A 22,347-nucleotide genomic window follows, 5' to 3' on the forward strand; every position below is an offset into this window, starting at 1 on the left:
TTGAAAAAATGAATAGAATATGCAAGGCAAGAGCTATTGCAAATTATGTGGTAAATTATGTTTACCAAAAGTGTGAGGGACTTTTTTCATATAGAGATCTAATTTACGCAGAAGAAGATGTAATAGATTTTAAAAATATAAAATTACAAAATATTTTATATTTTTTATATGGTTTATATTATTCCAAAACTGGAAAACAAATATTTGATGATGACTTTATTGCTCATAAATATGGACCAATCATTAATGAAGTATACTATGAAGTAAAACAACGTTTAAGAAATCCATTTAGAAATATTCCAAAGTTTTTCTTTAGCGATTCAAACTATTCTGAACTAAATACAGATTTTGATATTATAAATGAAATTTTAGACTCAATTTTAAAATTTTCTTCTTGAAGATTAATTGAATTAAATCACCTCAATAATTCACCTTGAAAATTAACAAAGAAATTAACAATTATGAATAAAACTCAAATTAATAATTACTTTTTAAAGATCAAGTTTGAATAAAAAAAGAAACTAATGTTATTTAGTTTCTTTTTTAAATTGCTTCATGGATTAAACGCAAAATTTCAGCTGATACATTATTTTTATTATCATAAGGGATATCAATTACTTTTTTATCTTTAACTGTTAAAACCTTTACCTGGTTAAAATTATCACCCATAGCACTTGTTAAATTAACAATTAACATATCAACATTTTTTTCTGTTGCTTTAGTTCAGGCTTTTTCTAAGTCAAATTCATTTGCAAGACTAAAACCTACTAAATATTGATTTTTTTTGATTTTTCCCAATTCTTTTAAGACATCAATTGATCCTTTTAAATTAATTGAAAGTTCATGTTGCTCTCTTTTTTCAATTTTATGATCAACTTTATTTTCAACTTCAAAGTCATAAAGAGCAGCAACACATATAACAATATTTGCATCATCAAAGTGAGTTTTCATAGCTTCAAGCATGTCTTGATTAGTTTTACAATGAATATTTAATTCATCCTCAACGTTGACAACATCAGTATCTCCAAAAATATTTACCAATTCTTTAACATGACCTTTTAGATTATCACGAATTGACATACCCATTTTTCCTGAACTTTCATTTGTAATATAGCGTACTTTATCAATGTAGCTTCTTGTTCTTCCAAAGTTTAAAACAACTTTTTTATCATTGAATTTTACATAATCTTTAAAGTATTGACCAACAATTTCATCAACTTCTTCAGGTTCTAAAGCTCTTCCAATTCCCACATGGCCACTAGCCATTTTTCCAACTTTAGGTTCAATTCATCTTACATTTGCAATATTTAATAGTTTTTCTTTATTTGCATGTAAGATTGGATTGGCATACATATTAAAGTTCATACTTGGAAAAAGCAAAAAGGGTGCTTTACTTGCAGCAAATAAAAGCGAACTTATATCTCCAGCCAAACCATTAGCAATTTTGCCAATATAACTATAACTTGCTGGATAAACGACATTTAATTCAGCTCCAAAAGCTAATTTAATATGTTCTCCAAATGTATGATTTTCATAATAATCTTGATCAAAGATTTTATCAATATAGTTAATATCGTCCAATTTTACAAATCTTTTAGCATTTTCTGACACAATTACATTTACTTGATATTTTTGTGCAAGTAAATCATAAACTTTTCTAGATTTACTTGCAGCAATTCCACCTGTGATAATAAGATTAATGGTTTTCATCTCAATTTTCTCCCTGTTTGCTATAATTTTAACTATTTTTTGAGTTTTTTTGTAAAAAAAATAAAAAAATAAATATGTATTTTTTGTTTTTGTGTATAATTATTTTGTATTAGGAGTTGAAAACTAAATGGCAAGTGTTACAGTACGTGAAGGAGAGCCAATCGAAAAGGCTTTAAAAAGATTTCAAAAGGTAGCCGCTTCTTCAAAGGCAGAAGCAAGAAAGCGTGAATATCATTTGAGTAAAAAAGAAAAACGTATTTATAAACAAAAACAAAACAGAAAATTTGGTTAATAGCCAAATTTTTTTTATAATATTTTTACAAATTCAAGTATAATTTAATGTGTATATTAATAATGCTAAGGGTATGTAGAGCAATTATTTAATATTTATAAGTTATAATAAGTTTATTACAAATGAGGAGAAATCAAATATGGCAGCAAAAAGCACAAGCACTAAAAGCACAAATTTAAATAATTTAAAACCAAAAGGTGATGCAAATAAAATGACATCAGGTAAAAAATTAGAAAGACCAACTATTTTGCCAGATAAAAATAATAAAGTTAATTTATTAACTCAATCAAAACAAATGTTATCTGCAAAAAAAGGTAAAGGAGATATTTCTGCATTACCACAAGGTGTTCAAGATTCTGTAAAAAATAAGGAAAGAATTGAATCAATTTTAAATTATGGTGCAGGACAAAATACTGTTGATGAAATTAGAAAAAAATATGATATTCAATCAAAACCAATTACTTTAAAAACTGCAAGAATAATTACAGAAGAAAGAAATCAATTCTTTGAAGAAAACAGAAAAAAAGCAGGGAAAGCCAAATCATTACCTTTAATTGGTGAAAAAAAAGCAAAAGCTCCAGCTGCCAAAAAAACAGCTACAGCTAAAAAAGCTACTAAAAAATAATTGCAAAATACACAAAAGTGTATTTTTTTTGTACAATTTCTCAAATTTTATGACGATAACTATATTGAGAGAAAAAGCTCTTGATATGTCATAAGAATAGGAGAAATTAAAAATGAATGACAGTAAAAATATTTTATCAAATAGTAGCAATCAATTAATACATATTATTTATCATCAAAGTATTCCTGATCAGTTTGTACTTGAATGACAAAAAGAAACTAAATTTGATCTCAATTGTGATTATCAAAAATTTTTGAAATTTGTCAAAATTAATTTTAATGTAGATTTTAAGTTTGAAGATCCAAAAAGTATAAGTAAAGGAAAATGAGTGAGTACTCGTGAAAATGATATAATGCTTATGGAAACAAGAAAAGATAAATTGCTTTGTCAATATATTAAATCTTATAATGATTATGTTTCCATAGATAAGGGTGATCTTATGCCTCGATTTACACTTGAGTGTCGAAAACTCTATTTGCAACAAAATGAAGATATGAAAAAAATAGAGCAAGAATTTAAAAATCAAAATGCAGAACTTGAAAATTTAAAATCAATTTTAAAAGATAGTGGGCTAGAAATCAAAAATATATTTAAAAAAATAGATTATAGGTTCGAGACAAATATTTTAACTGTGGGGGATATTAAAAAAATAAAACTTTTAATAAATACTAATATAAAATTTATTTCAGGAAATGATGAAATATTGAAAATTGAAAAGTTAGAATCAAGCTTACAAGAAGGATCAGAATTTAATATTCATGCTTTAAAATCTGGTAAGACAAAAATTATTTTTATAGCAATAAATTATGAAGCATTAGAAATTGAAATTTTAATTAACTAAAATTTTTGTTTTAAAAAGTTGAACTTTAAAGTTCAACTTTTATTTTATTGAAAAAAGTGTAATTTTTTTCAATTTTGTGACGATAACTATATTGAGGTGAAAAAAATGTTTTATTTAAAAGCAAAAATTATTAAAATATATCAAAATGAAATCATTTTGGAAGTTAACAATACTGGATATCATGGTTATTTAATTGAAGTTAGTTCAATTCAATTAAATCAAGAAGTTTTAATCTATTTTATAAATTTAAAAACAGATTATAGTGACCAATATTTATTTTTTACAGATAAAGAAAATTATCTAATGGCAAAATTGTTATTAGAAATTAAAAATGTTGGTATTAAAACTATTTTATCAATTTTTAAAACTCTCACTGCAAATGAATTGATTGCATATGCAAAGAATAGTGATTTAAATGCAATTTTATTAGCAACAAATGTAGGGCAAAACATTTGCCAAAAAATCATTATAAAAATTAGATCTAAATATTTAAGCCAAAAATATAATAAAATTCAATTAAATGTTATTCAATCTCTACATAAATTAGGTTACAAAATTGGTGATATTTATCAAGCGATTTTAAAAGTTGACCCCAATCTAGACCAAGATAATTTATTAAAAAATACAATTATAAAATTAAATGAAGTCTATTATTAATAATATTCGTCCATCAGTTTTTGATGAATATATTGGTCAAGAAAAAATCATTAATAATTTAAAGGTATATATTGATGCTGCAAAAATTAGAAATTCAAAGTTAGATCATATGATTCTTCATGGAAATAGTGGTCTTGGAAAAACTAGTCTAGCTTATTTAATTGCCAAACAATTGAATAAAAAAATTTATATTTTAAATGGTCCAACTTTACAAAAAGCAAGTGAAATAATTTCACCTTTAACCAGTTTAAAAGAGGGTGACATACTTTTTATTGATGAAATACATGCTGTTTCAAAAGATGTTTACGAAATTTTATATCCAGTTTTAGAAGATAATCAACTAAATTTAATAATTGGAAAAGAATATAATTCAAAAATTGTCAATATTAAATTACCAAATTTTACGTTAATAGTGGCAACAACAGAATTAAATCGTTTATCAGATCCTTTTATTAATCGTTTTGCTATTAATTTTGATTTTCAAAATTATACAAAACCAGAAATTAGTCAAATTTTAACCTTAAATGTAATTAAAATGAATTTAAATTTGTCAGTTGAAGTAATTGAATATTTAAGTGGATTTTGTAAATTAAATCCAAGAATTTGTATTAATTTACTTAAGAGAATTAATGACTATATTATTAGTCAAAAGCCAAAAAAAATTACAATTAAATATATAACAAATGTTTTAAATAATTTAAATATTTATCAATATGGACTAAATTTACAAGATATTAATTATTTAAAGTTAATTTCAAAACACAAATATATTGGTTTAGATACTATTCGCCAAATTTTGAATATTTCAACTGCAACTATTTTAAATATTATTGAACCAAATTTAATTTCTAATGAATTAATTACAAAAACAGTTAGGGGAAGAACAATTACTAAAAAGGGAGTTGATTTACTTAAAACATGTGATGTATAAACACTTTTAGTGTATATAAAAAAAGTAAAAAATAAGATAGAATTAATAAAGGTGATTATATGAAATTAGGATTATTCCATCCATCAGATTTTTTAACAGATAATAAAATTGATTTCCAAAACTCAATTGATTTTTTCATTGAAAAAGGGTTTACGATTATTAAACCAGATGAAAAATCAAAAAATCATGGAAGAAATGTTGGTCTTGCTTTTGAATTTAATAAGATGATTCAAAGAAAACCAAAATTAGTATTACCAACTTATTGTTTTGAAAATACTAATACTTTAATTGATTTAATTGATTGAAAATTAGTTAAAAAATCTAATTCAATTTTTTGTGGAAATTCATATGCAACAACAATTTTGAATGCAGTTGTTTCTAATTCAAATAATCGTGTCTTTTATGGTCCCAACTTTATTAAACAATTTAATCAAGAACAAAAAAATGAATACTATATTAACTTAATTGATTGTATTAATTCCAAATTTTCAAAAAAAGGCCAATATAATGAAAATAATATTTTATTAAATGATTGAATTTTTGAGGGAACTAAAAAAATTACTGGTAATTTAATCGGAGGAGAAATTGAGTCACTTATCAAAATTTGAAATACTCAATATATGCCTTCATTAACTTCAAATTCAATTTTATTTATTGATGGAATTCCAGAGGATGAATATGAAGTTGAATCAATTATAAGTTTCATGCTACATAATCATTTATTTAAAAAGCCAAAAGCAATTATATTTGCAAAATCATTAATGGGTGATCAAAAACTACAGCAATTAATAAAAGAAAGATTAAAAAATAATTATCCAAAAAATATAGTATATGGAATCGAAGGTATGTTTTCAAATAATATTATTTGTTGAGAGTTAAATGCTCAAACAACAATTGATTTTGAAGGTAAAATAATAACACAGATTTCACGATAATAGTAGCAAACTAGTGATTTTTGCCAAAAAATAGTGTATAATTTAAATAATGTTTTAGGGAAGAGGTTTACAGATGGATAAGAAAGTATACAACTTAAAAGAATCAAGTTTAGGAAAAATTACATTTTTGGATGGAACAGCATTTATCTCATTGAGTTTTATTGCAGATAGCGGAGAAAAAGTTAATGAAGTATTAATTTTGCCTTCAGTTGAAGAAGGACTAAGAAGATTTCCATCATTTGTTATGGAATTGGGATTTAAATACATTCAAGATAAATTTACATACCATAACCAAGTTGTTGGTTGATTAATTGAAAATTGACTAGACCCAGGTATCAAAACATTCCAAAAAGAAATGGCTGAATTACATGGCTTTTCAGATTTCTTAAATCAAGATCCAATTGAATGAATTAAAACAGAACCTGAAATGGTATCATTAACTTTAGTTCATATTGCAACAAGATATACAAATGGATATTTAAAATTACCAGTTAGAGATTTAGAAGTTTCTGTTAGATTTGTTAAAAACGTCTTAGCAATTAACTTCTGAGAAGATGGTAATCCAAAAACAAGTGAACCTCAAAAATAAACAAGAATTTAATTCTTGTTTTTTTATTTGTTATAATTTCTAAAAAGGGAGTGTATTAAAAATGCTAAAGAAATTTCTTAAAGCTAATTTGGGATTAGTTTTAACAGCTCCAAGCTTATTACTAGTTTCATGTGGTAATAATGAAACATCAATTATTTTTAATGATATGAACAATTTTATAGCTTATCAAAATGTTTTTACATATACAGATGAACAAGAACAAAAACACAAGTTTGAATTATTACCTCAAGAAATTGATCAAAGTGAAAATGAGCAATGAGAAAGTCAACCAGCTTTTATAGTTGGAAATGACAATTATTTGAGATTAAATTGTGAAAGATATATTTGTTCGTCACTAATTTTTGAAGGTAATCCATTAACATATGATCAATATAATAAACTATACGATAATGATTATAAAGAAACAACTAAAGTTCAATTCTCATATGATTATTTAGCCAAAACATTTAATTTAAATATTTCAGATCCAAATACAACAGAAGAAAAAGTTTTCTATGATTTTTCAAGCACTTCAATTGAAGTTGATGTTGAAAAAAATACATATTATTATGATCAATATAAACAAGATGAAGAATTAATTTTAATATCAAATCAAGATATTGAATTTGCAGCCAATGATGTATCTTCATCTAAAATTGATTTTTATGATCAAAATGAAAAATTAACAATACAATATTTGAAAGAATTAACAAATAATGAAACATTAACATTTAATGAAACTTCTAATGAAATAGTAGGTACTATTACACAAGAAAATCAAAAAAATATTTTTTTACAAATATTTTCTCATTTTGATAGTACTTTGAATTTTATAGTTGATGAACTTGAAGAAACTAATGAAAATGAGACTCAAAAAAGTTGAACAGCAACTTTTAAAAAAGAATTTAAGATGGATAATACCATCATCAAAAGTATTAAGTTAAATTTAGAGCAAACAAATGAAGATGGGGGAAAATAAAGTATGAAAAAATTATTATCAATATTGTCAATACTTTCTCTTAGTTCTCAACCAGTGGCTTTAGTTGCTGCTTGTGAGCCAATTGAATCATTTCCCTCAGTTAGTTCAAGTATTTCAATTGAGGATTTAAATGCAAAATTATTTAAGCATAATCGTATTGAACAAGTTTATTTTGATAATTTAGAGTATGTAGGAAAATATTTTGAACATTTAAATTTTGAATCAGGACTTGTAACTATTAAAACAACAGATCCCAAAATAAGTCTTAATGAAAATATGTCAGAACAAGAATTAATATTTTATAGTGATCTGGCAAATATTTTTAAACCAATCTCTTTATCAGAAAATGAGTATGATTATACTGGCTTAACATTTTTTATTGAAAACATTTTTATTGATGATTTTTCAATAAGTAGAAATGAAGATCAATTAGAAGCACATGTTGAAACTACAATGGCTGTTAGTGTTTTGAAAGGGTGAAAGATGACTGGAAAAATGTTATTAACAGTTACTCAAAATCAAAATTCAACAGGAGTAGTACCATTTTTATTTATCAATACTTGATTGAGATCAATTTATAGTGATTTTAATCCTATATTGGATGATAATGGAGTTTTTGTTTTAGATGAGGACTTTAATCAAGACTTAAATAATGTTAAAGAAACTATTTTAAAAAAACAATCAGCTCTTAAAGGATTAGCATTAACTGAAGAAGATATTGTTATAAAAGAAAATAAAACGGGATTTAAAATCTTAAATCAAGAATATAAAATTAAAGAAAATGAAATAGAAAAATAAAAGACTGCATAATAATTCTTATGCAGTCTTTTTTAAATAGCTGTCAATAATTGATGAGATAAGTGAATTTTTGAATATAATTCTTCACAAATAATGATACCTTGATTAAAAATAACAATTTTAGAATTTTTATCAATTGCGCCAGGAGTTAAATTGCTAATTTCTTCATCATCAATTTCATTTCCTATAATTGTGCTAAAGTAATGTTCAATAATTTCAATTGCATCTTTTTTAGCCTTAATGTCCTCATCTGATAGTAAAATTTTTAATTCATCTTTATAGTTTTCTGCTTGATTTGGATTTTGCGTTGATCAGTTTTTTAAACGATCTGCGCTTTTTGAAAGTTCAGTATCAATAATATAATTGATATCTTCAATATCAATTTCTGAAAAACTAGTATCAATACCAAGCTTATTATTTAAATTTCTTGAAATTTCTAAAGCTTTTGAGCAAGTTTTTACAATATTTCCCACTTGCATTTTAAAGATAATTTCTGTAATTTTTTCATGAATATTTGATGGATTTTCTTTAATAGCGTCAACTAGTTCATTTTGTAAACTGATTTGTTCATCTTGTCCTTGTTGAATTTTAATTGTATGTTCTTCAATAAAATCTTCTAAATCTTTAAAATTATTGATTTCGCTTAAACTTTGTTTAATATTACTAAATATGGTATTTAAAGTTGTTACATCTAAATTTAAGTCACCCATCATTTCGTGTTCTGGTGCTTCAAGTAAACCAGATTTTAATTCATCTAATTTATTTGAGAAGAATTCTTTAAATCATTTAATTGAATTTGAAAAAGTAAATTCTTGTAAAACACTATAATTGCTCATATTTATTCCTCTTTTGCCTTTGTATATAATATTATATTAAACAAAAAAAACTAAAAGTTTGCTATAATATTAAAAAGTAGGTAAATATTATGAATAAGGAATCAATCAAGGTTATTGATAATGGTTATTTTCTTTTAAATGAATTTCAAAATTTTAGATTTGATAAAAATACTGCAAAAAAACTTTTAGATAACATTCAATTTCCAATAATTGTTTTGGATACTGAATTTTTTAATTATTCGCATGATAATGGTGATTTTGAAACTAAATTATATAGCGAAGAGCAAAAAGATTTAGTTTATGTTATCCAATATAGTTTTGCAAAATCATTAAAAGAGATCGCAAATCGAGACAATAAGAAAGCCATAAAATCAATTACTATTAGACGAGCATATAATGATAATGGATATAACTTCCATGCACAATATAAAAAAATGATTACTAGTTTTTTAAATATGTGTCGCAATAAAGAAATTAAAACAATAGTTTGTGCTGGAGCTAGTAATGATATTAAAATTATTAATCAATGAATTAATGAAAATAAAAACTTATTTTCAAGAAAAACATTAAATATTGCATTTTATAATAAAGAGAAAAAAGAACTAAATGCCAATTACTTTGATATCTATGATGTCTTAGAAAATTCATTTAGTTTTTCAAACACTAATAAAGATGGTAGTGAATTTTATAATGCCAAAAACCTTCCTTCAGGAAAACAATCACAAGAAATGATTGCACTTACAAGTAGTAAAAAATTCTTTGATTGATTTGATTCTATTGATAATAATAAAAATTGAAAAAATGAAGATGAAGATATTCGCAGTCTTTGCAAAACTGCCTATACTTTCTTTGCTGCTCCAAAAACTCATAAGATGAGTTTTGAAGAGTATAAAGTTATGAATAAAGCTATCAAAAAGGTGATTGATCATTGTTATAATGATGTTTTAAAGGTATTAGTTTTTTTAGAATTTGTTTATGAATTTATTGCCTTACCTTATAATAAAAATTCATATATTAAAAAGTAGACATATAGTAGGTTTGCTTTTTTTTTTTTTTTTTTATCTATAATGAAAGAATACATTAAAGTTACTTTAATCTATCAAAAAAATGGGAAAAATGTGGGAAATATTATGAAAAAAATACTAAATTTATTAGCTTTTTTTTGTGTGGCTAATACAAGTATAACTTCAGTTGTTGCTTGTACTTTTGATTTATCAACACCACAAAATTTAAAGAAAATTGATACCAACAGACTAAGCTATGAAATATTAACATTTATTTATACTTCAAAAACTTTGCAAAAATCTTTAGAAGAAGTTGTTAAAGATGCAAACGAAAATTTAATAATCTATACACCAGGAATTTTTCAAGTAAAGGCAGAAAGTTTAACAAATGATCAAATTTCTTTTGAATTTAATGTTTATTCAAATTATGACAATGTTGAAAATATTGATCATGAATATACTTTAGATCAAAATATTGTAGCAATTAAACTAGAAGACATTGAAGCACAAATTAATAAAGTTTTAGAGATTGAAAAAATTTATCATACAGAAGCTGATGCACAAAAAAGTATTAAAAAAGCATTACAATTTGTTGATGGGATTTCAATTAATAAAATAAATGCACTTGAAAATATTAATGATTTATTTATTTTTGAAACTATTGATAATAAAACTGAAAAATGAGTTTTAGATGTTGATTTTTTAAAGAGAAATTGTCTAAATGAAAATTATATTATTGATACAACAATAAAAACAATAAGTGGAGAATTTAATCTGATAGACCAATCAGATCAATTAAAAGCATTTTTATATGAACCTTTAAGAAATATGATTAAAGGTTCAACAGGAACAGAATTTTTATATGACATAATTGATGAAAAAAATACTAGTTATAAAGATATGAGTATCTATACATTATTAGAATATTTAATTGGTGATATTCTAGATGAAAATAATAAAGAAAATATTGAAAAATATTCAAAAAAAATTATTATACAAATTATTGAATTATTATCTAGTGATCCAAAAGGAGATACTCCAATTATATTTAGTTATGAAGGATTTGAAACTAAAACATTAAGATTTAGATTTTTAGGACACGAATCATTTTTACAACCACAATTTGAGGATTTTTTAACTGCTAGCAGTGAAAAAATTGAAATCAGTCTAATGTCATACAACAATTTTATAGATAATACAAATACAAAAACTAGTTTAGTTTTTAATGCTTTGTTTAATATTAAACAAACAGAGTATTGATACTTTTCCGATTTTGTACACAATGAGTAGGGGTTAAAAATATGATTGAATTAAAAAATGTAACTCGCCAATTTAAAGAAGGCATGGGTATAAAAGATGTTAGTTTTAAAATTGCAGATAATTCTGTTGTAGTTTTTATTGGTGATAATGGAGCTGGAAAAACTACAACTATTAGAGCAATTGCAAGTGAATTAAAATTACAAAAAGGGGAAATTTTAATTGATGGACAAAGTTTATTTGAAAATAATAATTTAAAACGCTTGGCATTCTTTCCTGATACAGAAGTGATTCCAAAAGATTTAAATGTTGATGAATATGTTAGATATACTTGTGCAGCTCATGGAATTAGACGTAAAAAAATGTTAGAAAAGTCAGAAGGTATTTTTAAATTACTAAATTTAGAACCATATATAAATAAAAAAATAAAATTCCTTTCATCTGGAATTAAAAAAAGAGTTGCTATGGCTTCAGTCTTAGCACTTTCACCAACCTATATTTTTTTTGATGAGCCAACAGCTAATTTAGATATTGAATCTAAAATTGAATTTCAACAAATTATTAAAGTATTAAGTTCAATTGGTGTAACAATCTTAATCACAAGTCATTTAATTGAGGAATTACAAGAAATTGCAACTCATTTAGTTTTAATCAATAAGGGAGAAATTGTTTATGATAAAGAATTTGATCCTAAAACAGAAAAAATAATAGAAATCTATAAAAAGTTTACTAAATCAATTGAGATTGACACAGAAGTAATTCAAAAATTATATTGGGAGGATTAAAACAAAATGGATACATCTAAAACTGAAGCAATTGTTTCAAAAAAACCAAAAAAATTAAAAGCATTAGCAACTATTAAAAATTATGAAAAAACAAATTGAATGAGTGTAGCAATTCTTTTTAAGATTAATTTAAAAAGAATTGCAGTGTCTGTTTCATTCTTAACACTTGCAAGTTTATTTATTATTTTTAATATTTTATTTATTAGTGCAATGTATATTAATCAATCTATTAATGATGGAATAATGAATTTATCAAAATTTTATTTATTAATATCAATCCAATATTTAGTGGGTTCAATGTTATTATCTTTTCTTTTAATTGTTACTTTAATCTATTTAATAAAAGTACAAAAAAATAATGGAATGCAAAATATTGAAGTTAGAGCTGGAATTAAACCTTTTATTAGTCATTTAATTAGAGTATCAATTGGAATTATTGTCATTGCAGTGACTCTAATTATTAATCTTATTTTTAGTACTCTTATCCCTTTAGGATTACACTTACCTCGAACTGGTTATTTATTAATTGTAAATTCTTCTGCTTTTTGAATGCTTTATGCTGTTGCATTTTCAGCAATTGCTTTAATAGTCGTTCAAATGTTTTCTTTTGCAAATAGTTTAATTTTTACATCAGTTATTACAATTGCTTTTTCATTATCTCCATTATTTTCAATGTTGATAAAATATTCACCTTTAATTGAGCAAAAAATGCAACAAGCCCAAACTCTTAATCATATGACGCCTTTCATTAAATCAGGAAAAGACTTCTTTGAAGCTTTAAATGCTTCAAACGTTCAAGAGGCTCAAAGTTTATTAGAAGGGGATAATAGTTTATTTACAACTTTAAAAACAAATATTGGTGAAGTATTTTTCCCAAATTATGAAACGATTGATATAGGTTTTCAAAATTTTGCAGATGTTTATGCTTCATATTGACTAGAGGATGCAAGTCATTTATTACAATTTATGGTTCAAACAGGAAACTATAATGCAAAAATTACTTCTTATTCAACACATCCAGAAGGTGATGAAATGAATAATTATTTATTTAAAAATACTAAAATTGCAAGACTATTAGATCGAATTAGAATTGCTTTAGACGGTTTTGAAGATAAAAATGAAAATATTTTCACAGGTTCATTAAAAAATGGAAGTAAAGTTAAAGCTAATGATTTAACTCCAGCAATTGATTATATTGTTTCAAAAGATCCAAATTTAAAAATTATAATGGATTGTATAAATGAGCAATATCAAGAACTTTCTCTTTCAAACAATTTAGTTCAAATTGAAAATCAAAATTATTATGAAAATCCTCAATTTGTTCCAATTGGAGGTTATTATTTACCAACATATCGTTATGAAAAAGATAGTAAATACTTTGAAATTGAATATGAAAACCCATTATCACCAATAATGCAAGAGATTGCCTATATTACTTTGCAATTATATAAAAATATGTATTTTATAACAGGTCCCGAAGTTATTGATTTTAATTTGAATAGTTATATCAATAACAATAATGTTTTAAGTACATCAATAACTTCACTTAAAACATTAAATATTATAAATATTTTAAATCACATGTCATTTATTTATTTAAATGGAGCTCAAGATCCATTTTTATCAAATATTTTAGATCATGAATTTGGTTTTATGACTCGATTTAATGTATTTTCATATAAAGTACAATTATCACCAGCTCTAATAAAAATATATGAAGAAAATCAAGAAACTGGAATAATTAAATTAAATAGTGCTAGTTCTGAGAGAATTCTTTTTGAACAAACAAGTGAATTAAAAGTTAAAAAGAATATTTCAGTTACAGCGATTATTGTATTCTACTTATTTATTGCTTTAGGGCTATACGCATTATCATTTAAGATTTATATTTCAAAAGCAAGATATTAAATTTAAAAACTTAATATAATTAAAAAAGTTGCTTAAGCAACTTTTTTAATAACTTTTAATAGTTGGTGTTAGATAAATATAGTGCTAAAAAGTGATATAATATAATAGATTAGGGGTGGCACAAATGAGGGCAAATAAAAAAAATCACAATTTTTTACTTTTAAACTACTTTAAGCCTTCAATTTATCTTGAAAGTTACAAAAAGATTAATTTAGACTCACTAAAAAATAGTGGAATAAAATTAATCATGTGTGATATGGACAATACCTTAATTGGATGAAATGAAAGAATTCCCACAACTGATGTCATTAATTTTGTTAAAAATGTTTATGCACATAATATGGAATTTGTTTTATTTTCAAACAATATTAGAAGTCGTGTTGAAAACTTTGCAAAAAAAGCTGGAATTAAAAACTACTTTTGAGATTGTAAAAAACCACTCTTGGGCAAAATGAAAATTGTTAAAAAATTAATGCCTTATAAAGAAAACGAAATTGTTTTAATTGGTGATCAACTAATTACTGATGTTTTGGTTGCCAATAGAAGTCATATTAGAAGTATTTTGGTTTCACCATTAGGAAGAAGCAATGGTGAAAGTAAAATGGTTCAATTTTTAGAAAAAGCTATTAAAAAACGATTAGCACAAAAAAATATTTTACATGAAGGATTCTATAATGAAGGGGAATTGGGAGGTAATTATGAAATACTCTAAGAATACTGAAGTTGAAAAACTAGAAAAAGAAATTGATCAATTAGAAGATCAAGCCTTATTGGCACACATTAATGGAGTTAAACCTCCAAAAGTGAAGCAAAAAAATAAAGTTACTTTAACAGAAGTTAAACCAGGAGTTGGAAATACAACTAACTTGGACAAAACTGGACCAAAACGTTGTGTTGGATGTGGAAAAGATTTACAAATTGATGATGAAAGACGTCCTGGATATGTTTTAGATATTGAAAAACAAGATTATTGCTTAAGATGTTTTAAAATTAAACACTACAATCGTCTTGTAGAACAAGAAATCAATGATCAAGATTTTATTGATATTTTAGATAATATTAATAAAACACAAGAAAAGATTAGATATTATTATGTTGTTGATATTTTTGATTTACCAGGAAGTAGACTACCTTGATTAGAACAATTAATTTCAAAAAAAGAAGTTGTTATTTTAATTAATAAAGTCGATTTAATTCCTAAAGCTGTCAATAAAGTAAAAATTATTAAATATGTTCAAAAATTCTTTGAAGATTCACCAATTAAGGATGCAAAATTTATTTTGACTTCTTCAATGAAACCAGAACACGTGTATGCTTTAGTAAATGAATTAAAATCAGTTAATTATGATCAATACATTATTGGAATTTCAAATGCTGGAAAATCAAGTTTAATTAATGCTTGTCTATCAGCAAATCAACAAATTCCTTCAATTGTTACTTCAAAATATGTAAATACAACATTAGATAAGATCAAAATTAACTTTACAGAAAAAAATTATATTTATGATACACCTGGATTGGTGAAACACAATCACATTGCAATTGCAACTTCACCAACTTATTGAGATTACTTCTTCTTCCAAAAAGAAGTAAAACAAGTAACTTATCAATTATTAAAAGGACAAACTATTTTCTATGGAGGTCTTGCTTGATTTTCATTTGAAGATGGCGAAAGAATTGATCTTGCCAAAAATAAAACTTTAAAAACAAGTTTTCATTTCTATGTAAATAAGCAAATGCCTTTACATAGAACAAAATCTGATAATACAGAAAAATACTTTAGAACTCATAGACATGCATTGTCACCAAGATTAAAAGATAATGATGCAACTTTTACAACACATACTTTTACTTTTGACAAGGCAGCACCAATGGATATCCATATTTCTGGATTAGGGTGAATTAATTTTAAATCATTTGTTGGAATGAAATTATCAGTTACTGTTCCAGAAACTGAATTTGGAATTAAAGTTCAATTATTACCAGCAATGATTTAAAATAAATGATAATTATTGCTTATTTTGTTTTATAATTATTTATAAAGTACTAGTTAACATCAAAATAGTAAAAATAAGGGAGGAATTTTTATGAATTTAATTTTAGCAATTGAAATTGGTCGCAATTCATCAAAAGTTGCTCTAATTAACCAATATGGAAATATCCAAGCAAAATTCTTTGTAGAAAATAATTTTGAAAAAGGTTTATTAGAAAACTTATATCAAAAAATCGTTGAAGGTTTAGAAACAGTTGGAATCAACTATGAAGAAGTAGTTGATAAAATTGGAATCTCAACAGCAGGTTATGTTGATCATATGTTGGGAATTGTACGTTATTCAGCTGGATTAGACTGAAATAACTATTATTTAAAAGACAAAGCAGAAGAATTATTTAATAAACCAATCTTGGTTTTAAATGATGCTAATGCTGCTGCATTAGGAGAATTTTGAACTGGAGCTGCAAAACAGTATGACTCAATCGTTTTCTATACATTAGATAATGGAATTGGGGGAGCACTTATTTTAGAAGGTAAGTTAATGTCTGGTGCACGCGGATTTTCTGGAGAATTTGGACATGGTGGGGGAATCTACCAAACTAAATATGATTGTGTCTGTGGATTAAAAGGATGTATTGAACCAATGTCTTCTGGAGTTGGAATTGCACGTTACTTTGCAGATAAATTCAAAGAAAATCCAGGGCATCCTGCAGAAACTTATTTTAAAGATTTAGAAACTTATAAAACAAAAGATATTATCTCAATTTATGAGGAAAATGGACATCCAGTTGAAATTTTAGATATTTTAACTGAAGCATTAGAACCATTAATTATGCATATGGCAACAATGATTAATGGTTTAGATCCAGAAGCAATTATTATTTCTGGGGGACTATCAAACATGGGTCAATTATTAATTGACATTATTACTCAAAACATCAAAAAATACATCATTGAAAAATTTGCAGAAGATATTACAATTGAAATTGCAGAATTAGGAAATGATGCTGGAATTATTGGTGCTGCATATTATGCATTAAATGATTGAAAAATCTTCTAGATTTTTCAATTTTTTTTATAGAATTATAATAGAGGAATAGATAATGGAAAAGTTACTTAAAAGAATTAATGAATTAGCAGCAATTCAAAAAACACGCTCATTGAGTGAAGAAGAAAAAACAGAACAAATTCATTTAAGAGAAAAATATTTAGAAAACTTTAGAGCAGGTTTTAAAGATCAATTAAAATCTTTAAAAGTTGTTGATCAAAAGGGTAATGATATTACTCCTCAAAAATTAAAAGAATTAAAAGATAAAAAATAATGGTTTTTTAAATTAAACCATTATTTTTTATTTCTAATTGTTAAATAATGGTTTAATTTATGGACTTTAACATATATAATCAAAATTGAAAGGTTAGGTTAATTTAGATGAACAAGAATAACACAAATTTAAATGCTTTAAGAATATTGGGAATTGAAGCAATTAATAAAGCAAACTCAGGACATCCAGGAATTGTTCTTGGAGCTGCTCCTATAGTTTATACATTATTTACAAAAGTAATGAATATCAATCCAAATAATCCAGAATGATTTAATAGAGATCGTTTTGTATTAAGCGCAGGTCATGGAAGTGGATTATTATATTCAGCATTACATTTATCAGGATTTAATTTACCATTAGATGAAGTTAAAAAATTTAGACAATTAAATTCTTTAACTCCAGGACACCCAGAATACAAACATACAGAAGGAATTGATTCAACAACTGGACCACTAGGTCAAGGATTTGCAATGGCTGTTGGTATGGCCCTTGCAGAAAGTCATTTAGCTGGAAAATACAACACAAAGGGACAAAAAATCGTTGATCATTATACATATGTTTTATGTGGTGATGGAGATTTACAAGAAGGAGTTTGCCAAGAGGCAATTAGTTTTGCAGGAAGATATAAATTAAACAAATTGATTGTTTTCCATGATTCAAATGATATTCAACTTGATGCAAGAGTTGAAGTTGCTCAATCTGAAGATATGCAAGCTAGATTTAAGGCTGCTAATTGAAATGTTTTAAAAATTGAAAATGGTGAAGATTTAGAAGCAATTGAAAAAGCAATTGCTAATGCTAAAAAATCAGATAAACCAACTTATATTGAAGTAAAAACTGTAATTGGACTTGGAGCAACTAACCAAGGGACTCAAAAAGTGCATGGAGCACCTTTAGGAAATGATATTGAAACAGTTAAAAAATACTTTAATTGAACTCAACCAGAATTTGAAGTTTCAAGTGAAGTTTATGATTTTTGAAAAACAAATGTAGCAACTCGTGGACAAGCTGAAAATGAAAAATGAGATCAATTATTTACACAATATGCAAAAGAAAATCCTCAATTAGCAACTCAATTGCAAAATGCAATTGTTGCTAAATTTGAAATTGATCAAACTCAATTAGAAGCTTTAAACAAAAAAGAAGAACAAGCAACTCGTGTATCTTCAGGAACAGTTTTAAATTACTTAAGTGAAAATATTCCTTCATTAATTGGGGGAAGTGCTGACTTAACTGAATCTACTAAAGCAAAAGGTGCTGATGGCAATTATGATTTTAATGCTTTAACTGGAAGAAATATTATGTATGGAGTACGTGAATTTGCAATGGGAGCCATTAATAATGGAATTGCTTTACATAAAGGATTATTACCATTTGCTTCAGGATTCTTTGTATTCTCAGATTATTTAAAACCAGCAATTAGATTAAGTGCTTTAATGAAAATCCAAGCTTTATATATCTTTACACATGACTCAATTGCTGTTGGAGAAGATGGACCAACTCATCAACCAATTGAACAATTGGCAATGTTAAGAAGTATGCCAAATATTAATGTTTTTAGACCATGTGATATGGCTGAAACTCAAGCAAGTTATTTAGCTGCAATTAATGACACTACAAAACCAAGTGTTATTATTGCAACTCGTCAAAACCTAAAAGAACTAGAGCACAATAATGTCTTTGAAGATGTTAAAAAGGGTGCATATTTAATTACAAAAACAGATAATGCAAATATTACTTTAATTGCAAGTGGTAGTGAAGTATCATTAGCAATGGATGTAAAAAATATTTTAGAAACAAAAGGACATAAAGTAAATGTTGTTTCAATGGTAAATATGAATGAATTTAATAAACAGGATCGTTCATATGTTGATTCAATTATTGACAAAAACACAACCAGATTTTCAATTGAATTGGGATCAACTTTTGGTTGACATAAATTCTTAGGAGATAATGGAAAAGCATTTGGAATCGATACATTTGGCTATTCTGCACCATTTAATGATGTAATTAACCATATTGGATTTACAGCTGATAAGATTTCTAATGAAATTTTAGATATAATAAAATAGTTAAACAAGAAGGAGAATCTATCAATGGAATGATGAGGAGTATTGTTAATAGGTATAGCTTGTGCTGTTGTTGGGGGAATCTTAGGATTTATAATTACAAGAAAAGTAATTCAAAAGCAATTAAAAGATAATCCACCAATTAATGAAAACCAAATTCGTGCAATGTACAGAAGTATGGGAAGAAAACCTTCAGAAGCTGATATTAAAAAAACAATGAATGCTGTAAAAAGAGGAAAATAATTATTTTTCTCTTTTTTTTCATTTTTTTATCAATTTTACTTTACTTTTTTTTTTTTTTTTACAATTAGATAGGCATATATTAATTTATAAAGGTAATAATTTATCATTTAAATTTATTTGCTACAAATTTAATAAATCAAGAATTTTTTTAAAATAAAAATTTATTGCAATTTGCAAAAAAAAAAAAAAAATGTTTACTTTTAAAATGAAATATATATAATTAAAAAGGTTTGATTAAATTACTAGAAAGGTGAACACATTGATACAAGTATTTAGTGACAAGGAATTCAAAGACACTAATGCCTATCTAATCTATAATGATGATAAAAAAGCGATTCTTATAGATACAGCGAACAAGAGTTATAAGGAAATAATTGATTTTGTGAAACGAAATGACATTATCATCACAGATATTTTCATTACACATGGACACTTCCCACATTTTTATGGGATTAATGAAATCTGCGATGAGCTAAATAATCCAAACGTTTATATTGGTCAAGATGATATGATGTTATTATTTGATCCAGTGAAAAATTTAAGTTCACTATATGATGCGTTAGGAAAGCAATGAGCTGCTAAACCCATTAAAAACTTAAATGTGGTTAGCAACAATATTGAAAGAGTTATCAATGATTACAAGGTCAAGGTTTTAAAAACTCCTGGACACACAAAAGGGACATTAACTTTAGAATTTCCAGAAATAAAATGTTTATTTAACGGAGACACTTTATTTCTAAATCGTGATGTTGTAGGGGTTTCAACTGCAAGTGACAATGAAGTTGAAATTCTTAATAACATAAAGCATATTTTTGAATCATATCCAAAAGGATATTCATTATTTCCAGGTCACTATGACTTTGGATTTACAATTCGAGATATGTTAGAAAAGAATAACATTATTAAAAAAAGATATCTAAAAATTATTTACAAAAATGATTTATAAAAAAATCGCATTCAATTGAATGCGATTTTTTTATTATTTGTTTTCATCTTTTTTTGCTGTTTTGTTTTCTGATTTCTTTTTTGTTCCAAAGAAAGCAGGTTCTGTTCCAGTTAAAATACGTTTAACATTCTCTCTATGTCTTGCAATTAATAAAAACATTGCTAAAGTAACTACAATATTAATAGTTAAGAAACTTTCATAGAATGAATTTCCATTTCAAGCATGGAATGAATTGAATCATACAAATGTTTTACCTTGATCATAAATTGGAGTAAAAAATGCTGTTCCATCAATTATAAATTGACTTCCCCCTGAAATTTGGGGAATTCACATCAATATTCCAGCTAATAAAGCTGCAAAAATTGAAGCAACACTAACTCTTTTAAAAATCATTAATAAAATTAATCATGTTCCTAAGAAAACTAAGAAAATAATTCAATTTACAATTGCCATTAATCCTAAGAAACAGCTAACTGCTTTCCCACCCTTGAATTTATAGTAAACTGGATAACAGTGACCTAGAAGTGTAAAGAACGCTGGAATGATATAACTTGTTTTATCAAATAAATCATTTGGAATCATTGCAAACCCAATTGCAATAAATGCTGTAATAAAGATTTTTAATGAGTCTAATAACATAATTAGAATTCCTCATTGTTTTCCCAATACACGACTTGCATTGGTTGCTCCTGCATTTTTACTTCCAAGTGTTCTTACATCTTGTTTGGTCTTTAACTTAACAACAGTAATAGAAAATGAAAAACTTCCCAATAAATACCCTATTACTGATGCTAGAATTGTACCTACGTACATTTTTCTCACACCTTTCATAATAAAACCATTTATAATAATACTACAAAAAGATAAACATATGCAATAAAAATAAGGTAAAATAAAAATATTAAAGACTAAAAAAAGATAGTAAATAAGGGGCTATTTATGGAATTATATACAAAAATAAATATTAATAAAATAATTTTTGATCTGTATAAGAAGGATAGTTTAGCATTAATTGCTTCACCAGATTTTCAAATAAGTGATACTACAAAACAAGAGTTAATCACAATGGCAAGTACTGAAAGTCTAAAAACATTATTTGAAGGGTTGAATAATATCTTTGAAAAGAACTTAGGTGACGATCAATTTGATTTAAGTTTAATGTTAACTTTATTTTTACAACGTTATAATTATTTTTATCACACAGAATTGGAATGAAAAAAATATTGTAAAAATGTTAAAGAAGTTGATTTTAAAGATCCTGGAACATTCTTTTTAGATTACATTGCCTTCTTTTTTGAAGGACAAATTGAAAAATATAATTCAAATTACTATAATATTTTGCATGATTTTCATGTTGAAGAATGAAACCCTAAATTTTTTAGTGATTTAAAAAATTTACTTGATAATGTTGAACAAACAAAAGATTTTCAAAGAAAATTAATGGCAACAGAAGAGTTAGTAAAATTCTTACAAGATACTAAAAATATTTATGCTTCACTTGAAGCAGTGGGGGTTGAACAAGAAAAGAAAGAATTTTTAGCTCATTCTAATGAAATAAAGATTGTTTATCAATCAATGAATCACTTAATAAATGAAATATTAATTAAAGTTTTAAAATTCTAATTAA

General features: G+C 25.1%; 25 protein-coding genes. 22 read left to right on the forward strand and 3 right to left on the reverse strand.

Annotation, left to right across the window (positions count from 1 at the left end):
* Positions 1 to 8 precede the first annotated feature (8 nt).
* Positions 9 to 512 carry a Panacea domain-containing protein gene (locus tag SCULI_RS02700; protein WP_025363102.1) on the forward strand — a complete coding sequence of 168 codons (504 nt, stop codon included), beginning with the start codon at positions 9 to 11 and terminating at the stop codon, positions 510 to 512.
* Positions 513 to 543: 31 nt separating this feature from the next.
* Here the strand turns inward: SCULI_RS02700 and coaBC are convergent, their stop codons facing one another.
* On the reverse strand, positions 544 to 1,710 hold the full coding sequence (coaBC, locus tag SCULI_RS02705) for a bifunctional phosphopantothenoylcysteine decarboxylase/phosphopantothenate--cysteine ligase CoaBC (RefSeq protein ID WP_025363103.1): 1,167 nt from the start codon (positions 1,708 to 1,710) through the stop codon (positions 544 to 546).
* A gap of 127 nt (positions 1,711 to 1,837) precedes the next feature.
* Between coaBC and rpsU the strand changes: the two genes are divergently transcribed.
* The 9 genes from rpsU (at position 1,838) to SCULI_RS02750 (ending at position 8,357) form a co-directional block, all read left to right on the forward strand.
* Complete coding sequence (gene rpsU, locus SCULI_RS02710) at positions 1,838 to 2,002, forward strand: 30S ribosomal protein S21 (RefSeq protein ID WP_025363104.1); 165 nt, start codon at positions 1,838 to 1,840, stop codon at positions 2,000 to 2,002.
* A 139-nt stretch (positions 2,003 to 2,141) separates the two neighbouring features.
* A complete protein-coding gene (locus tag SCULI_RS02715; RefSeq protein ID WP_025363105.1) occupies positions 2,142 to 2,627 on the forward strand; it encodes a hypothetical protein in 486 nt (161 codons plus the stop codon).
* Positions 2,628 to 2,739: 112 nt separating this feature from the next.
* Positions 2,740 to 3,468 carry a hypothetical protein gene (locus SCULI_RS02720; protein ID WP_025363106.1) on the forward strand — a complete coding sequence of 243 codons (729 nt, stop codon included), beginning with the start codon at positions 2,740 to 2,742 and terminating at the stop codon, positions 3,466 to 3,468.
* A 105-nt stretch (positions 3,469 to 3,573) separates the two neighbouring features.
* Positions 3,574 to 4,125 (forward strand): Holliday junction ATP-dependent DNA helicase RuvA, encoded by a 552-nt coding sequence (locus tag SCULI_RS02725; protein ID WP_025363107.1) that lies wholly within the window; start codon positions 3,574 to 3,576, stop codon positions 4,123 to 4,125.
* The gene (gene ruvB / locus SCULI_RS02730; RefSeq protein WP_038648058.1) at positions 4,109 to 5,056 is read left to right on the forward strand and encodes a Holliday junction branch migration DNA helicase RuvB; all 948 of its coding nucleotides are present in this window, start codon (positions 4,109 to 4,111) and stop codon (positions 5,054 to 5,056) included. The genes SCULI_RS02725 and ruvB overlap by 17 nt, the downstream gene beginning before the upstream one ends.
* Positions 5,057 to 5,115: 59 nt before the next feature.
* Positions 5,116 to 5,991 (forward strand): LD-carboxypeptidase, encoded by an 876-nt coding sequence (locus SCULI_RS02735; protein ID WP_025363109.1) that lies wholly within the window; start codon positions 5,116 to 5,118, stop codon positions 5,989 to 5,991.
* A 73-nt stretch (positions 5,992 to 6,064) separates the two neighbouring features.
* Positions 6,065 to 6,580 (forward strand): hypothetical protein, encoded by a 516-nt coding sequence (locus SCULI_RS02740; RefSeq protein WP_025363110.1) that lies wholly within the window; start codon positions 6,065 to 6,067, stop codon positions 6,578 to 6,580.
* A gap of 61 nt (positions 6,581 to 6,641) precedes the next feature.
* Complete coding sequence (locus SCULI_RS02745; protein ID WP_025363111.1) at positions 6,642 to 7,559, forward strand: hypothetical protein; 918 nt, start codon at positions 6,642 to 6,644, stop codon at positions 7,557 to 7,559.
* A gap of 3 nt (positions 7,560 to 7,562) precedes the next feature.
* Positions 7,563 to 8,357 (forward strand): hypothetical protein, encoded by a 795-nt coding sequence (locus tag SCULI_RS02750; protein WP_025363112.1) that lies wholly within the window; start codon positions 7,563 to 7,565, stop codon positions 8,355 to 8,357.
* 32 nt (positions 8,358 to 8,389) lie between these two features.
* Here SCULI_RS02750 and SCULI_RS02755 read toward each other — a convergent pair whose 3' ends face one another.
* Positions 8,390 to 9,193, reverse strand: a complete 804-nt coding sequence (locus SCULI_RS02755; protein ID WP_025363113.1) for a hypothetical protein — start codon at positions 9,191 to 9,193, stop codon at positions 8,390 to 8,392.
* A gap of 89 nt (positions 9,194 to 9,282) precedes the next feature.
* Between SCULI_RS02755 and SCULI_RS02760 the strand changes: the two genes are divergently transcribed.
* The 11 genes from SCULI_RS02760 (at position 9,283) to SCULI_RS02810 (ending at position 20,720) form a co-directional block, all read left to right on the forward strand.
* On the forward strand, positions 9,283 to 10,218 hold the full coding sequence (locus SCULI_RS02760; protein WP_025363114.1) for a hypothetical protein: 936 nt from the start codon (positions 9,283 to 9,285) through the stop codon (positions 10,216 to 10,218).
* Positions 10,219 to 10,323: 105 nt separating this feature from the next.
* Positions 10,324 to 11,487: a hypothetical protein gene (locus SCULI_RS02765; RefSeq protein WP_148294461.1), complete on the forward strand. Its 1,164-nt coding sequence runs from the start codon at positions 10,324 to 10,326 to the stop codon at positions 11,485 to 11,487.
* 11 nt (positions 11,488 to 11,498) lie between these two features.
* Positions 11,499 to 12,239 carry an ABC transporter ATP-binding protein gene (locus SCULI_RS02770; protein WP_025363116.1) on the forward strand — a complete coding sequence of 247 codons (741 nt, stop codon included), beginning with the start codon at positions 11,499 to 11,501 and terminating at the stop codon, positions 12,237 to 12,239.
* A gap of 6 nt (positions 12,240 to 12,245) precedes the next feature.
* Entirely contained in the window at positions 12,246 to 14,147 is a 1,902-nt protein-coding gene (locus SCULI_RS02775; protein WP_025363117.1) for a hypothetical protein, read from the forward strand.
* Positions 14,148 to 14,271: 124 nt separating this feature from the next.
* Complete coding sequence (locus SCULI_RS02780) at positions 14,272 to 14,859, forward strand: YqeG family HAD IIIA-type phosphatase (protein ID WP_148294462.1); 588 nt, start codon at positions 14,272 to 14,274, stop codon at positions 14,857 to 14,859.
* Complete coding sequence (gene yqeH, locus SCULI_RS02785) at positions 14,846 to 16,144, forward strand: ribosome biogenesis GTPase YqeH (protein ID WP_025363119.1); 1,299 nt, start codon at positions 14,846 to 14,848, stop codon at positions 16,142 to 16,144. Before SCULI_RS02780 ends, yqeH begins: the two co-directional genes overlap by 14 nt.
* A gap of 90 nt (positions 16,145 to 16,234) precedes the next feature.
* On the forward strand, positions 16,235 to 17,200 hold the full coding sequence (locus tag SCULI_RS02790) for an ROK family protein (protein WP_025363120.1): 966 nt from the start codon (positions 16,235 to 16,237) through the stop codon (positions 17,198 to 17,200).
* 43 nt (positions 17,201 to 17,243) lie between these two features.
* Complete coding sequence (locus SCULI_RS02795) at positions 17,244 to 17,462, forward strand: DUF896 domain-containing protein (RefSeq protein WP_038648063.1); 219 nt, start codon at positions 17,244 to 17,246, stop codon at positions 17,460 to 17,462.
* A gap of 107 nt (positions 17,463 to 17,569) precedes the next feature.
* A complete protein-coding gene (gene tkt, locus SCULI_RS02800; protein WP_025363122.1) occupies positions 17,570 to 19,534 on the forward strand; it encodes a transketolase in 1,965 nt (654 codons plus the stop codon).
* A gap of 24 nt (positions 19,535 to 19,558) precedes the next feature.
* Positions 19,559 to 19,774: a YneF family protein gene (locus tag SCULI_RS02805; RefSeq protein ID WP_025363123.1), complete on the forward strand. Its 216-nt coding sequence runs from the start codon at positions 19,559 to 19,561 to the stop codon at positions 19,772 to 19,774.
* A 259-nt stretch (positions 19,775 to 20,033) separates the two neighbouring features.
* On the forward strand, positions 20,034 to 20,720 hold the full coding sequence (locus SCULI_RS02810) for an MBL fold metallo-hydrolase (RefSeq protein ID WP_025363124.1): 687 nt from the start codon (positions 20,034 to 20,036) through the stop codon (positions 20,718 to 20,720).
* Positions 20,721 to 20,753: 33 nt separating this feature from the next.
* Here the strand turns inward: SCULI_RS02810 and plsY are convergent, their stop codons facing one another.
* Positions 20,754 to 21,533: a glycerol-3-phosphate 1-O-acyltransferase PlsY gene (gene plsY, locus SCULI_RS02815; protein ID WP_025363125.1), complete on the reverse strand. Its 780-nt coding sequence runs from the start codon at positions 21,531 to 21,533 to the stop codon at positions 20,754 to 20,756.
* 126 nt (positions 21,534 to 21,659) lie between these two features.
* Here plsY and SCULI_RS02820 point away from each other — a divergent pair, with 126 nt between their 5' ends.
* Positions 21,660 to 22,343: a hypothetical protein gene (locus SCULI_RS02820; protein WP_025363126.1), complete on the forward strand. Its 684-nt coding sequence runs from the start codon at positions 21,660 to 21,662 to the stop codon at positions 22,341 to 22,343.
* Positions 22,344 to 22,347 lie beyond the last annotated feature (4 nt).

Source organism: Spiroplasma culicicola AES-1, assembly GCF_000565175.1.
Lineage (GTDB): Bacteria > Bacillota_I > Bacilli_A > Mycoplasmatales > Mycoplasmataceae > Spiroplasma_A > Spiroplasma_A culicicola.